The organism is Candidatus Tisiphia endosymbiont of Nemotelus uliginosus (assembly GCF_964264755.1).
In the GTDB taxonomy this organism is placed as follows: Bacteria; Pseudomonadota; Alphaproteobacteria; order Rickettsiales; family Rickettsiaceae; genus Tisiphia.
In genome coordinates, this window is record NZ_OZ183481.1 from 684,781 (window position 1) to 698,697 (window position 13,917).

Below are 13,917 nucleotides of genomic sequence, written 5' to 3' on the forward strand. Positions count from 1 at the left end.
TTTAAAATAATAAAATGACTCATTTAACAAAAAAAATCAACCAACTAAAATGGCTGCAAGCAATTGGTATAGATTATTATTTATCAGAATCAACTATTAATCAGCAAAAAATACAGATAAATTCTAATATTAAGAAAAAAAAGCCAATGACAGCTCCTATATATTCAAATGATTTGAAGAATGGCAACAACAAACAAGAGAATAGTGTGGTAAACTTAAGTAAAATGAAGCAGGTGAGCATCCCTACCACTATTTGCGACAACAATTCTTCAAACCATTCGAATATACAACTTGCTAGATATTTGGCTGACTCAGCTAGCAGTTTAGAAGAATTACAAACACTATTAATGGGTTTTAACGGTTGTGATTTAAAGAAATTAGCTAATAAAACAGTATTTGCTGATGGTAATCCACAAAGTTCCATAATGTTTATTGGAGAAGCACCAGGTAGTAACGAAGATGTAGAGGGAATACCATTTTGCGGTGAAAGTGGTAAATTACTCGATAATGTTTTAGCCTCTATCAATATTTCAAGAAAACATAATGCTTATATTACTAATACGGTATTTTGGCGACCACCAGCCAATCGCCAACCAACACAAGAAGAAATAGATATTTGCCGACCTTTTGTGGAAAAACATATCGCTTTAATAAATCCAAAATTAATTATTTTAGTGGGAAACGTTGCAGCAACTAGCTTACTTGGCAAGAATGCTGGTATAAGTAAAATCAGACAAGAATATTATTTATATACCAATCAGTATCTTAGCAAGCCAATTCAAACCACTTCTATCTTCCATCCTGCTTACCTGCTTAGACAGCCAATGCAGAAAAAAACTACCTGGTATGATTTAATAAAAATCCATGATTATATCAATACCAACGTCATTGCGAGCGAACGTATGTGAGCGTGGCAATTCATGAACGTATCATATGGATTGCTTCGACCATTATATGGTCTCGCAATGACGGAGAGGCTATCTAGAGCCTTAAATAGTTAACTAATATAAAACAAAATAAAGTCATTTGATGAAAAGAATTATAAGATGCCTATATCAGGCAATTTTAAAAACAATTGAACATGATGGTGTTGAACATTCAGGGTATATGTCATTTATGATACTCATGGCATTTTTTCCTTTTTTAGTTTTTTTATTAGCACTAACAAGCTTTATTGGTGCCTCAGAACTTGGAAAGAATTTTATAACTATCTTTCTTGAGAGTATGCCAGAATTGGCTACTGACTCAATAAAAACTAGGATGAATGAACTTGGTAAAACTCCACCTCAAAGTCTAATGACCGTAGCGATAGTAGGAAGTATATTGACCGCATCATCTTTTGTTGAATGTTTAAGAACAATTTTAAATAGGGTATATGAAATAAAATCACCACCTCCATACATAAGACGAAGATTACTTAGCATAGTACAGTTCTTAGTAATTAGCATATTCGTTACTTTTGCTATGTTCATTCTAATTATAGTGCCAATAATATTGACAAAACTACCGATGATTTTACAAATAATGGAAGAACATATGCTAACTCTAACTATTTTACGATATGTTATAATTTTTTGTTCATTATTTATTACCTCATCATCATTATATTATATCGTTCCTAATATAACATTAAATTTTACAGAAGTAGTTCCTGGAGCTTTATTAACAGTAATTTTATGGGTGATAAGTGGATATTTATTATCTACTTGGATAAGAAGTTATAACCAATTAAGCATAATATATGGTTCACTTGGTGGTATAATAGTAACTCTAATGTTCTTTTATATTATTAACATGATTTTTATATATGGTGCAGAATTTAATTACCTACTAAAAAAGCACCCCCCAGTTATTAAATGAAAGTAAATCTTTGTTTACTTTTGTGAAATTTTTGTTGCGTCCTAGCTAAAATAGTAGTACAAGCCGTTTTGTTAGGATATGTGAAGGACATGGTTGTAATCCTTATAGCTAACCCGAATAGGTTGTTGATATTGTTATAAATTCCTACCATTATCGTCAGGTCTATTCAAACTTCCTGCACATAGCCTGGTTATTTTAACTAAAAAGATTATTATTATGTCTAAACAACAAGATACTATATCATTTAAAATTGATGAGATACACATACCATTTAAAATTGACGAGAGATACATCGTTGAGATACAAAATTCTAAGATAATACTTGAAGCTGTAGGAAATTTGCATATTCCAAATCCAAATATTCTAGGGATACTTAGTATATTTGATGGACTTAATATACCTGTATATGATGATTTTAAATATAATTGTACTGAGAAAACGCTCTATTAAAATTAGAAACAGCATATGTTCGCCAGAATATACTAGATAAGATAGCTCCCTATTCATCCTTGGTACAACAAAAATTTCAATCTATACTGGGGTCTGTAGATAAACATGTTTTAGAGCTGTATGATTATAGTAGTGGTTATAGTAGTGATGCATCTAATCTTACGGGAGAACTTCCTTCAGGTGACTGATAACAAGATGTTATCTCTGTGAAAGTAGATATCTAAAAAAGTCATGAGATATTATAGATTTCCACCCATGCTGGAATGATATTACTCTTGGTTTCATAACTGGATTGCTTCGTCGTCGTAAAACGACTCCTCGCTAATGGAAGGTTGTAAAGCTTGTAATATCCCTCAAACGTTATTGTGATACCACGCAAGTAGGTCGTGGCAATCCATTGTTAATCACTTTTTAGTATATATATGCAGTTAGAAGAAAAATTTTATGTTTCCTTATGTGCTTTATTTGTTGTGTTAATAGTAGTTAGCAACCTAGTATATCAGAAATTTGTTTATTTACCTATTTTCTCTATTTATACATTTGAGCTATCTGTTGGTGCGATTTTTTATCCGGTCACTTTTCTAATAACTAACTTAATATCAGAGTTTTATGGAAAAGAAAAAGCACAATTTTGCGTTAGATTGGCAACTAGCATAAATATTTTAGTATTATGTATTATCAGTTTTATGGGTTATCTACAAGCTACTGACTGGTCAAGAATTGATAATAATACTTTTAATTTGGTATTTGGGGCATATAGCATTTCACTGTTTGGTTCAATGATAGCTAGCTATACAGCTCAGATGATAGATATAAGACTTTATTTACTGATTCGCAAACTTACTAATAATAAATACCTTTTTCTAAGAAATTTGAGTAGTGCAATATCGTTATTTGTTGATACATCAATCGTAATTATCTTTGTTACGATTATTGGGGTGGTGCCTTACGAACAAATGATATCTTTAATATTTAATAGTTATTTATTTAAACTATTTTTTACCATAGTAACCACCCCGATATTTTACTATGTGGTGTATTATATCAGAACTTTATCTGATCCAAAAAATATGTTATGACCATAAGTTTTTCATTTTATTGAAAAAACTAGCATCATCTTCATCTTTGTCGCTTGTCAATTCTGTATCTAGCATCTCTAGTAATTCTTTTTGTTTTTTAGTAAGATTTTTTGGTATCTCAATATGGATGTGGGCAAACATATCCCCTCTAATGGTTGATCTAACCTTAGACATACCTTTACCTTTTAGTCTTAGTTGTTCGCCACTTTGTGTGCCAGCTGGTATTTTTAACTTTACCTTACCACCTTCTATGTCTGGTACTTCTACTTCTCCACCTAAAATAGCTTTAATGAAACTAATAGGTAGTCGACAATGCAAATTAATTCCATCAACTTTATACAGGTCATGTGGCTTAATAGTAACAAAAATATACAAATCTCCATTACTGCCTCCTCGCATTCCTGCATCTCCTTCACCAGTAAGTCTTATTCTTGTGCCTTCCTCAATACCAGCTGGAATATTTACCAATAAATTCCTATGTTGTGAATGACGCCCTTGACCATGACATTTTTTACATGGATTTTTAATTATTTGCCCTGCACCTTGGCATTTTGCACAAGTTTGTTCTAAGGTAAAGAAACCCTGTTGTATCCTTGTAGCCCCGCGTCCTCCACAAGTATCACATTTGGTCATGCCAGTATCATTATTTTCTGAACCACTACCGTTACATGGTGAACACTTTACTTCACTAGTAAAGCTAATATTTTTCTCGATACCACGAAATGCTTCTGACAAAGTAACTGTGATTTCATATTTTAAATCTGAACCTCTAACGCTAGTGGATTGGTGCGACCTTCTTGCCCCGCCGCCCATAAAATCATTAAAAAACTCACCAAATATATCATTCAAATCATGATTCCCCCCTCTAGAAGCCTGCCTTCCAGCTGACGATGCTGCTCCTGAATTATGAAAAGCCTCATGTCCAAAACGATCATATGCTGCTCTTTTTTGTTCATCTTTTAGTATATCATAAGCACTACTTATTTCCTTAAACTTTTTTTCTGCTTGTTGATCCTGTGAATTACGGTCAGGATGATATTGCATAGCTAATTTATGATAAGCCTTTTTTATTTCTGCTTGGCTAGCAGTTTTATTAACTCCAAGTACTTGGTAATAATCTTTTGTAGACATAATAAGGATATTTTATTTTAAATTTTATTTTTAGCCAAAACGTCATTACGAGCGAACGTATATGAGCGTGGTAATCCATTTTTTCTGGATTGCTTCGGAGGCTTACGCCTCCTCGCAATGACGCTTGAGATGCATACATGTAATTGCACATAGGCTTAAGAAAATAATAATTGAGAAACTGTCATTGCGAGGAGACCGTAAGGTCGACGAAGCAATCCAGAAAAAATGGATTACCACGCCACCTACGATAGCTCGCAATGTCATAATAATTACTTATTACTTACATCCTCGTAATTAGCATCAACTACTTTATCGTCATCACTTGCCTTAGCTTCTGTATTACTATCATCTTCTGATGGAGATTTATACATAGCTTCTCCAATTTTCATGCTTGCTGCCATAAGAGTGTCAGTTTTCGCTTTAATTTCTTCAAGATTATCTGACTCTAAAGCTGCCTTTAACTCTGTTATAGCATTTTCTACTTGTTGTTTATCACTAACTGATATTTTACCATCATATTCTTTTAGAGTCTTTTCAGTTGAATAAATCAAGCTATCAGCATTATTTTTAGCTTCAATTAATTCACGACGCTTTTTATCCTCATCAGCATTTTTTTCTGCATCTTTGACCATTTGTTCAATTTCTGCATCACTAAGCCCTCCGGAAGCCTGGATAGTTACTTTCTGTTCTTTACCACTAGCTTTATCTTTGGCAGAAACGTGAACTATACCATTAACATCGATATCAAAGGTTACTTCAATTTGTGGTGCTCCTCGTGGGGCAGGAGGAATACCATCCAGATTAAATTGCCCAAGTAGCTTATTAGCAGCTGCCATTTCCCGTTCACCTTGGAATACTCTAATCGTTACCGCATGTTGGTTATCATCTGCTGTAGAGAATGTTTGACTTTTCTTGGTAGGAATAGTTGTATTACGATCAATCAGCCTAGTAAATACCCCCCCAAGAGTTTCAATACCTAAAGATAAAGGGGTAACATCTAGTAATAATATATCAGTAACTTCTTTGTTTAATACCCCACCTTGAATAGCAGCCCCTAGAGCTACGACTTCATCAGGATTTACTCCTCTATGTGGTTCGCGACCAAAAAATTCTTTTACCTTGTCAATAACTTTTGGCATTCTAGTCATACCGCCAACTAGCACTACTTCCTGAATATCTGAGGCTTTTAGCCCAGCATCTTTTAAAGCTTTCTTACATGGTTCGATTGTATCATCAATTAGCGTTGCCACTAAGGATTCTAACTTTGCTCTAGTAAATTTTATATTTAAATGTTTAGGACCTGAACTATCAGCTGTAATATATGGTAAATTAACATCGGTTTGCGGTACAGATGATAATTCTTTTTTAGCTTTTTCGGCAGCTTCTTTCAAACGCTGTAAAGCTAAAGGATCTTTGCGTAAATCCATACCACTTTCTTTCTTAAATTCATCGATTAAATAATCTAGAATTCTCGAATCAAAATCTTCCCCTCCAAGGAAAGTATTACCGTTGGTAGATTTAACCTCAAATACTCCGTTACCTATTTCTAAAATTGATACGTCAAACGTACCGCCACCAAGATCATAAACTGCAATTATTTTGCTTTCAGCTTTATCAAAACCATATGCTAAAGCTGCGGCTGTTGGTTCGTTGATTATCCGTAATACGTCCAAACCAGCAATTTTTCCAGCATCTTTGGTTGCTTGACGTTGTGCATCGTTAAAATATGCTGGTACAGTAATAACTGCTTGCGTTACCTTTTCACCAAGATAATTTTCAGCTGTTTCCTTCATTTTTTGCAGAATATAAGCACTAATTTGACTAGGTGAATATTTTTCTCCGTTAACTTCAACCCAAGCATCATTATTAGCAGCTTTTACGATTTGGTACGGTACAAGGTCTTGATCTTTTTTAACCATAGGATCAGAAAAACTTCTACCTATCAATCTTTTAATGCCATATAAAGTATTATTTGGATTGGTCACAGCTTGACGCTTTGCTGGTTCGCCAATTAACTTTTCACCACCGCTAGCAAATCCTACCATTGAGGGAGTCGTTCTAACTCCTTCGGCATTTGCTATAACTTTCGGTTCTTTCCCTTCCATTACTGCAACGCAGGAATTTGTTGTTCCTAAATCTATACCTATAATTTTTGCCATATACACTCCTAATTCCGATTAAACAATTCAACTTAACAAGTTCTGATATAGTAATTTATAATCTATTTTACAAGAGGTGGTGATGAAAAAAATCATGAGAATACCCACTATATGGGAGTAGGGTAGGGCATTTGGACGAATCACCTATTTCACTTTGCACATTTCTACGATTTTGAATTCCCCTAATCTTTTCTTTATTAGAACCTTCTCTTACTTCGATTAATCCTTGCTCTAGATATTTTAACTTAGAGCTTTCAGCATAAAGAACCATATGCTGAAAAAACTTTGTGAACTTACCCACTAACTTATTACCACCATTCCAATAAAGATCCTCAATCATCAGCATCTCGTTAGGTTTTAGCTTATCCCAAGACTTACCATAAATATTTTTTAGTTCGATTCGATTAGTAGCACTCTTATAGTCGTATATCATTCGAGATTGCTCAGTTGTAATAGTTTGCTGACCATTATAAACTTTATCAAATGATATCAACCCCTGAAATATTGCCTGCCAAACAATTCTTGCTTCGGGATTATCCATATTAAAACCTATCCCTATAGTCTTATTTCCTTTAATATCTTTATATATTTGTAATATTTCATTTTCATTGCCTTTAATAAAAGCAAGTGCCATTTCTTGATAAAATTGTAAATGTTCTGGCTTAAAAAGATTTAAACCATGTAATTTATCCCGTAACTCAGCGGCAAATTTTATACTTACTACCATAAATTTATAACCATTATTATCTTGAAAAAATCAATAATAACAGATTTTTAGCTAGCACTAAGAGTGTCAGCACAATTTTTTATTAGAACGATAATTTTAATGATCCCTGATGACTGGAATAGTTATTATTAGAAACTAAATAAATTATATGTTGTCATAGTTTCTGTTGATCCACGTTTTATAGTAATAGTTCCGCCAATAATCATTATTTTTAGTCCATAAAACCAGCTTTTTGTAGCTTTATAATCAAATATTTAAAACTGGCTTGAATTCCATTAAGAAGAAAATAATAATTAGACTTATAAAAGCTGGTCAGCCAAGATAAAACCATAATTTAAATAGTTTATAATACGAATCCGGTAGTTGCTGGTTATTTTTTATGCATTAACCGCCATATCTCGTAATTTAATTTGAATCCAAACTACCAGACACTGTTAACAAATATCTATGAATATAGAAGAAATATGATATATTTAAGATATATTAAGAAAAAAGGAATAGATATATAATGGATTTGCGATTATTTCCTGTAAAACAAGGATTTTTTGAAAAAGAAATAGAAGCAATCATAGAGAAGAATTATAAAATTGCTGAAAAGCTTTTATATCTGGTGGAGCCAGGGGGAATCGAACCCCCGACCTTTTGAATGCCATTCAAACGCTCTACCAACTGAGCTATGACCCCTAAAATATCCCATATATAGTCAACTGATGAGAAGTTGGGAACGTTGTCACTCGTCGCTCGCCTATTACTTATAGGCGTTGCTCCATCGTTCCTAGCCCCAAATTCTCCTAAATTAACTATAGTCATTGATGAGAAGTTGTTAACGGTATGCTACCCGCTCCTCCTGAATTGACATATATACTCACATTATTTGCAGAATATACTTATTAGTCCAGTTTTATACTATAATTATAAAGCTGAATCCATAAATTTTTTGAATATTTCGCTATTTTCTAATATTTTAAGCTCTTCTTTACACCAAGGAGAAAAATCTTCTGAGTATTCCTCTGTGTATAACTTAAAATCTTGCCATTTAAGTAATTTTACTTCTGCTATTTCTTGTTCATTTATTCTGATAACATCATCTGATAAAGCTAAATATATCGGACATATCTCATTTTCTACAATATTATTTATAGCAAATTTATAACGATAATTAGCAATAAAATATACTTTCTGCAAGCTGACCAAGCCTAATTCAAATTTTGCATGCCTATAAACAGCCTGCTCGTAAGTTTCGTTAATTTGTGGATGTCCACAAAAACTATTAGACCAAAATCCACCCCAGGTTTTTTTGAGTAAGCTTCTTCTTTGTATCAAGATGTCCTTTTGACTATTGAAAAGAAACACAGAAATCCCTCTATGCAATGGTGTATTAGAATTATGAACCGTCAATTTATCCTCTGTTCCAAGAATATTATCTTGTTCATCAACTAATACCACATGTATACTCGAATGCTTTGAAGAATTGGTTCTGCAAAACTTCGGGGCATTCGCGTGTTCATGTACTAAATGTACACTCCGCTCGCTCACCCCTTGTTTTACATTCCAATTCTCCAGATTATTCGAGTATATACTCTGTTCGTTTACCCTTTGTTTGTTATTCCCATTCTTCCGCTCATTTGAGTATGACATTAATGATTTACTCCTACTATAGTCAATTGATGAGAAGTTAGGGACGTCGTCCCTCGTCGCTCGCCTATTACTTATAGGCGTCGCTCCATCGCTCCTAGCCCCAAATTCTTCTGAATTGACTATAACAAATATTTTTCTATAATAGCTAAATAATTACCTAAAATCTGTTGGTTTTTATTAACAAATTCTAAGGCATTAGTCTGATAAAATTTAGCTTCCTCGATACCAGTTTCAGATAGCAAATATTCCATTTTATTCAATAAATCACTTTCGTTTTGAATTTGCGTAGCAGCTTTATTTGCAAGCATTTCATTAGCAATATTAGCAAAATTACTCATATCTGGTCCAAATATAATATAATTAGCAAAATATGCTGGTTCAAGTACGTTATGTCCACCTTGTTTAAATGAACCGCCAACAAATGAAATATAAGATATGCTAAAAAATAATCCTAGTTCTCCAAATTTATCAACAATGTAAAGATCATCAGTCAGAATAGGTATATTTTGTTCAGACTTGATACTATAGGTTAAATTTAGTTGGGTACACGCTTTCCCTATATCATTTTTACGTTCAGGATGGCGTGGAATTAGAATAAAATAGCAATTTGGATATCGTTGTTTTATTGGTTTTATAATATTCAGTAATACTGTTTCATCTTCCAGATGAGTGCTGGCAAATACAATAATTCTTTTAGCACTCATATATTGTGCTAAAATTGTTAATTCTTGTTCATTTACCGGTAATTTTTTGTTGGCAAATTTGATATTGCCTAAATTATTTATATTGCTCATACCAAGTTGCATAAATTTTTCATAATCGATGTTACTTTGAACAATAATTTCACTAAAATTAGAGGTGATTGCCCTAAAAAATGAGCTTATTTTTTTCCATGATGCAAATGATTTATCAGAGATACGAGCATTCAGTAATAATAATTTACAATGTTTCTTCCCTTCACTAATCAGACATGGCCATAATTCTGATTCAACAAAGATTCCTAGAGTTGGTTGCCAATTTCTAAAAAATTTCTTAACAAAAATAATATTGTCTATAGGAATTAGTTGATGAACAGCATTTACAGGTAACTTTTGTCGTAATATTTTTGCAGAAGATTTGGTTCCTGAAGTAACCAAAAACTTTAAGGTGGTTTTTGGCATCGTTCTTTTTAGCCAAAGATCATTAATATTTTCGACTAAGGTAAGAGCTATCATAGATTCCCCTACACTGGCGGCATGTATCCAAACTAAAGTTTCATTTCGTTTATAGTCAATTGATGAGAAGTTGGGGACGTCGTCACTCGTCGCTCGCCTATTACTTATAGGCGTCGCTCCATCGTTCCTGCTACCCAATCCTCCTGAATTGATTATAGTATGTGTATGCCCAATAGCAAAACGTTCCCCTATACGCTTTATATCTTCTTTGCCAACAATAACTCTCAATACCAATAAAAGAACATATAGTGGAAGAAATAGGAAACTTAAGATATGATATAAATAGATCATGAATTTATTTCACTGATGTTTAATGCTTGGGCTAAATTAATATCATCTTGATTTTCATTGCCCATAAAAATTAGTGGCAAACCTATAAAAGCCGTTATTTTACCAAAAGGTAGCGGCATAATCAGTTTATCCCAACTTTTAAGTAAAAAATATCTAGAAGCCTTACAAGAAACCGGTATTAATTTTATATTATATTTTTGAGCCACTTTGTTAATATTACTATTTATTTTGTAAATAGGTCCACGCGGACCATCTGGGGTAATTACTATATTACTACCATTATGTAATTTTTTGATAATGGCTTTTAAAGCTACCACAGAATTTTTATTAGTAGAGCCATTTATTACCCCAAAGCCGAATTTATTGACAATATCACTAATTATTTTACCATCAGAATGAGGAGAAACAAGAGCATGGATGTCTTTATGACCGGTAAATATTCCTGGACCCAAAGCGAGCCTGTTATGCCAAAAAGCAAAAATCGCCCCTTTTTGTGCTAAAAATTGCTGTTCATTGTAACCATCTGGAAAAACAAACTGCCAACGACAGGTAAAATAAACCACTCTCAAATAACTATACAATAATTTAGTGACTACACTAAGTGCAAAATTATTCTTTTTAAGAAGTTTCTTGATCATTTTAATTGATGACAAGCATTTTTTATACGCAAGCATGCTTGCTCCAAATTTTTTATCGAAGTTGCGTAAGAAATTCTGAAATAATTTTCTAAACCGAATGCAATACCAGGAACAACTGCCACACTACATTCTTCAAGCAAATATTCTCCAAAATCATTACTATCTTTGATAATTTTATTAGAGGGGGTTTTAAGCCCAAATAATTCATTACATTTAGGAAATAAATAGAATGCTCCTGCCGGCTTATAACAACTAATACCCTTGATATCATTTAGGATTGATAAGGTTAAGTCACGTTTTTCTTGAAAGTTTTTTGCATTAGACTTAATAAAATCTTGAGGGCCAGTTAAAGCTTCAATGGCTGCCATTTGGCTTATAGAGCAAGGATTAGAAGTACTTTGTGACTGAATAATAGCCATTGCCTTAATTAATGATTTAGTACCAGCTCCGTATCCTATACGCCATCCTGTCATAGAATAAGCTTTTGATACACCATTAACCGTAAATATTCGATCTTTTAAATCCGGTGCCACTTGAGCAAAAGTATAAAACTTAAAATCATCAAAAATAATATGCTCATAAATATCATCAGACATAATATTTATGTTGGGATATTTGCGTAATAATTCAGCAATATCAGCTAATTCTTGATAAGAATATGCCCCCCCTGTTGGATTACTCGGCGAATTAATAATTAACCATTTAGTTTTTTTGCTAATTACTCGCTCTAGAACATTAACAGTAAGTTTAAAATTATTTTCCATGTTACAATTAACAAATACCGGAATACCGTCAGCTAATATTACCATATCTGGGTATGAAACCCAGTATGGACTAGGAATAATTACTTCATCACCGGGGTTAAGGGATGCCATAAACAAATTATAGATTACTTGTTTTCCTCCACTGGATACGATTATCTCGTCTAAATCATAATCTAAATTATTTTCATACTTGAATTTGTTCTGTACCGCTTGTTTAAGCTCCAATACACCATCAACATTAGTATATTTTGTTAAACCATCTCGCACAGCCTTAATTGCAGCTTCCTTGATATTATTTGGCGTATCAAAGTCAGGCTCACCAGCCCCAAGGGAGATTATGTCTCTGCCTAGTTTTTTTAGTTCAGATGTTTTTTTGACTAAGGCTAAAGTAGGGGATGGCTTTATTAAATCTAATCGTTTAGCAATAAGTGACATAGTAGAACCTATATAATTTTATCAAGTATACTCAAATCATTAGAGTATATACTATATTTGTTTTCAAAAAACAATTCTTGAGCGAGTTAAATTATTATATTATTATTTTATATATAAATTGATATGAAATAACAATATGACAAGTGTATCTATTACTTTACCATTATAGCTAACCTAATTAGCATTTAGCCATTTGTCTCAACTAAAAGGGTGTCATTCCCGCGTAGGCGGGAATCTATAATATCTCAGGGGTTTTATGCAATATTTTAGATTCCCGCCTACGCGGGAATGACAAACATTATTAAATTCAGAATTACCACAAGAAGAGAAAAAATGGTGGAGCAAAGAGGGATATTAGATTTATTTTATGTATAGTCAATTCAGGAGAATTTGGGGCTAGGAACGACGAGTAACGACGTCCCCAATTTCCCATCAATTGACTATAATTATAGACAAAGTCATTAGTGCTAGTTAATATATATGCTATTATATATATTAACAAAATCAAATTTCATAGACTTTATGTTTGGCAGCAAAATTATTTATAACAGTTACGGTTTAATAAAGGATAAGATGAAATCATGCTATCATTTTTGCAAAAATTTTCCATCTTGGTATATGGAGAAAATTTTTACGTTGATCAATTATTTTACCGATGTAAAATACAAGGTAACACACTTAAAAGAAACTAATTTAAAGCTTGGTATAGAACATTTATATAAGAATAACTTAAATGACGCTATATTAAGGTTTAAATTGGTTGATAAATTTTTTTCTAATTCAGACCAAGCTTTAGTCAATTCAGGAGAATTTGGGGCTAGGAGCGATGGAGCGACGCCTATAAGTAATAGGCGAGCAACGAGGGATGACGTCACCAACTTCTCCTCAATTGACTATAATTCTTGCCAAGTTAATTACTGGCTTGGTTGGACATATTTCTTAAAAAATAATTATCAAAAGGCTTTGTATCATCTACAAAAAGCTTCTGAATCTGATCCAGTCAAGTTAGGAACTTTTTTACAAAATTATAATAATTCGTCAGATATTCCTCAGCAAATTTGGCATCAATATAGAAATCTTACGGCTGAATATTATAACAACAAATTTTGTAGTAATAAGCAACTATACCTACCTCATAATTTTGTCAGTAGGATTATGAGTGGCATAACAGATTTGCCTGATAATTACCGCATTTTAGAGCTAGGTAGTAATACAGGTTTAGTGGGGGCTGAGGTTAAAAAGCGTTTTCCTGATAGTTTTACTTTTACTGGTGTAGAAAGTTCAGAAGCCATGAATGTTTTTGCCCTAAATATGAATATCTATGATAATATACTAGAAGTTTCTATACCAGACTTTATTAAGCAACATTCTAATAAATATGATGTGATATTAAGTTTTAACGCTCTTTCTTTTACTAAGAATCTGTCAACTTACTTTAATGATATTTATTCAATAGTCAATAAATTAGGATATTTTGCATTTTGTTTGCCAATAAATAACGTTACAAATCTTTCATTAAAAAGAAAAGAAT

12 protein-coding genes, 1 tRNA gene and 1 pseudogene are annotated in these 13,917 nt (G+C 32.7%); 6 read left to right on the forward strand and 8 right to left on the reverse strand.

Annotated elements, in window-relative coordinates:
- The first annotated feature begins 14 nt into the window (after window positions 1-14).
- The 5 genes from ACFELW_RS03570 (at window position 15) to ACFELW_RS03590 (ending at window position 3,389) form a co-directional block, all read left to right on the forward strand.
- Window positions 15-908 carry a uracil-DNA glycosylase family protein gene (locus ACFELW_RS03570; protein WP_375330460.1) on the forward strand — a complete coding sequence of 298 codons (894 nt, stop codon included), beginning with the start codon at window positions 15-17 and terminating at the stop codon, window positions 906-908.
- Between the two features lie 121 nt (window positions 909-1,029).
- Complete coding sequence (locus ACFELW_RS03575; protein WP_341759245.1) at window positions 1,030-1,860, forward strand: YihY/virulence factor BrkB family protein; 831 nt, start codon at window positions 1,030-1,032, stop codon at window positions 1,858-1,860.
- A 216-nt stretch (window positions 1,861-2,076) separates the two neighbouring features.
- Window positions 2,077-2,310, forward strand: a complete 234-nt coding sequence (locus ACFELW_RS03580; RefSeq protein WP_375330461.1) for a hypothetical protein — start codon at window positions 2,077-2,079, stop codon at window positions 2,308-2,310.
- 59 nt (window positions 2,311-2,369) lie between these two features.
- Window positions 2,370-2,498, forward strand: a complete 129-nt coding sequence (locus ACFELW_RS03585) for a hypothetical protein (protein ID WP_375330462.1) — start codon at window positions 2,370-2,372, stop codon at window positions 2,496-2,498.
- Between the two features lie 234 nt (window positions 2,499-2,732).
- Window positions 2,733-3,389 carry a queuosine precursor transporter gene (locus ACFELW_RS03590; protein ID WP_375330463.1) on the forward strand — a complete coding sequence of 219 codons (657 nt, stop codon included), beginning with the start codon at window positions 2,733-2,735 and terminating at the stop codon, window positions 3,387-3,389.
- Here ACFELW_RS03590 and dnaJ read toward each other — a convergent pair.
- From dnaJ to ACFELW_RS03640, 8 genes are all read right to left on the reverse strand, one after another.
- On the reverse strand, window positions 3,384-4,520 hold the full coding sequence (gene dnaJ, locus ACFELW_RS03595; RefSeq protein ID WP_375330464.1) for a molecular chaperone DnaJ: 1,137 nt from the start codon (window positions 4,518-4,520) through the stop codon (window positions 3,384-3,386). The two genes, ACFELW_RS03590 and dnaJ, sit on opposite strands and share 6 nt — an antisense overlap.
- A 269-nt stretch (window positions 4,521-4,789) precedes the next feature.
- A complete protein-coding gene (gene dnaK, locus ACFELW_RS03600; RefSeq protein ID WP_094649212.1) occupies window positions 4,790-6,679 on the reverse strand; it encodes a molecular chaperone DnaK in 1,890 nt (629 codons plus the stop codon).
- Between the two features lie 67 nt (window positions 6,680-6,746).
- Entirely contained in the window at window positions 6,747-7,406 is a 660-nt protein-coding gene (locus ACFELW_RS03605) for a hypothetical protein (protein WP_375330465.1), read from the reverse strand.
- A gap of 608 nt (window positions 7,407-8,014) precedes the next feature.
- Window positions 8,015-8,090, reverse strand: a tRNA-Ala gene (locus ACFELW_RS03610).
- A gap of 228 nt (window positions 8,091-8,318) precedes the next feature.
- On the reverse strand, window positions 8,319-9,044 hold the full coding sequence (idi, locus tag ACFELW_RS03620) for an isopentenyl-diphosphate Delta-isomerase (RefSeq protein WP_375330466.1): 726 nt from the start codon (window positions 9,042-9,044) through the stop codon (window positions 8,319-8,321).
- 119 nt (window positions 9,045-9,163) lie between these two features.
- Complete coding sequence (waaA, locus tag ACFELW_RS03630; RefSeq protein WP_375330467.1) at window positions 9,164-10,549, reverse strand: lipid IV(A) 3-deoxy-D-manno-octulosonic acid transferase; 1,386 nt, start codon at window positions 10,547-10,549, stop codon at window positions 9,164-9,166.
- The gene (locus tag ACFELW_RS03635; RefSeq protein ID WP_375330468.1) at window positions 10,546-11,223 is read right to left on the reverse strand and encodes a lysophospholipid acyltransferase family protein; all 678 of its coding nucleotides are present in this window, start codon (window positions 11,221-11,223) and stop codon (window positions 10,546-10,548) included. Before ACFELW_RS03635 ends, waaA begins: the two co-directional genes overlap by 4 nt.
- On the reverse strand, window positions 11,184-12,386 hold the full coding sequence (locus tag ACFELW_RS03640) for a pyridoxal phosphate-dependent aminotransferase (protein WP_094649592.1): 1,203 nt from the start codon (window positions 12,384-12,386) through the stop codon (window positions 11,184-11,186). Before ACFELW_RS03640 ends, ACFELW_RS03635 begins: the two co-directional genes overlap by 40 nt.
- 480 nt (window positions 12,387-12,866) lie before the next feature.
- Here ACFELW_RS03640 and ACFELW_RS03645 point away from each other — a divergent pair.
- Window positions 12,867-13,874: pseudogene (locus ACFELW_RS03645) on the forward strand (palindromic element RPE2 domain-containing protein); the annotation flags it as partial.
- Window positions 13,875-13,917: the final 43 nt, after the last annotated feature.

What these genes read in the sequence shown, in the direction of transcription:
- ACFELW_RS03580 (WP_375330461.1), top strand. Translation starts at nt 2,077, where the DNA reads ATGTCTAAACAACAAGATACTATATCATTTAAAATTGATGAGATACAC.
- ACFELW_RS03590 (WP_375330463.1), top strand. Translation starts at nt 2,733, where the DNA reads ATGCAGTTAGAAGAAAAATTTTATGTTTCCTTATGTGCTTTATTTGTT.
- ACFELW_RS03640 (WP_094649592.1), bottom strand. Translation starts at nt 12,386, where the DNA reads ATGTCACTTATTGCTAAACGATTAGATTTAATAAAGCCATCCCCTACT.
- ACFELW_RS03635 (WP_375330468.1), bottom strand. Translation starts at nt 11,223, where the DNA reads ATGCTTGCGTATAAAAAATGCTTGTCATCAATTAAAATGATCAAGAAA.
- dnaJ (WP_375330464.1), bottom strand. Translation starts at nt 4,520, where the DNA reads ATGTCTACAAAAGATTATTACCAAGTACTTGGAGTTAATAAAACTGCT.
- ACFELW_RS03570 (WP_375330460.1), top strand. Translation starts at nt 15, where the DNA reads ATGACTCATTTAACAAAAAAAATCAACCAACTAAAATGGCTGCAAGCA.
- ACFELW_RS03605 (WP_375330465.1), bottom strand. Translation starts at nt 7,406, where the DNA reads ATGGTAGTAAGTATAAAATTTGCCGCTGAGTTACGGGATAAATTACAT.
- ACFELW_RS03575 (WP_341759245.1), top strand. Translation starts at nt 1,030, where the DNA reads ATGAAAAGAATTATAAGATGCCTATATCAGGCAATTTTAAAAACAATT.
- waaA (WP_375330467.1), bottom strand. Translation starts at nt 10,549, where the DNA reads ATGATCTATTTATATCATATCTTAAGTTTCCTATTTCTTCCACTATAT.
- idi (WP_375330466.1), bottom strand. Translation starts at nt 9,044, where the DNA reads ATGTCATACTCAAATGAGCGGAAGAATGGGAATAACAAACAAAGGGTA.
- dnaK (WP_094649212.1), bottom strand. Translation starts at nt 6,679, where the DNA reads ATGGCAAAAATTATAGGTATAGATTTAGGAACAACAAATTCCTGCGTT.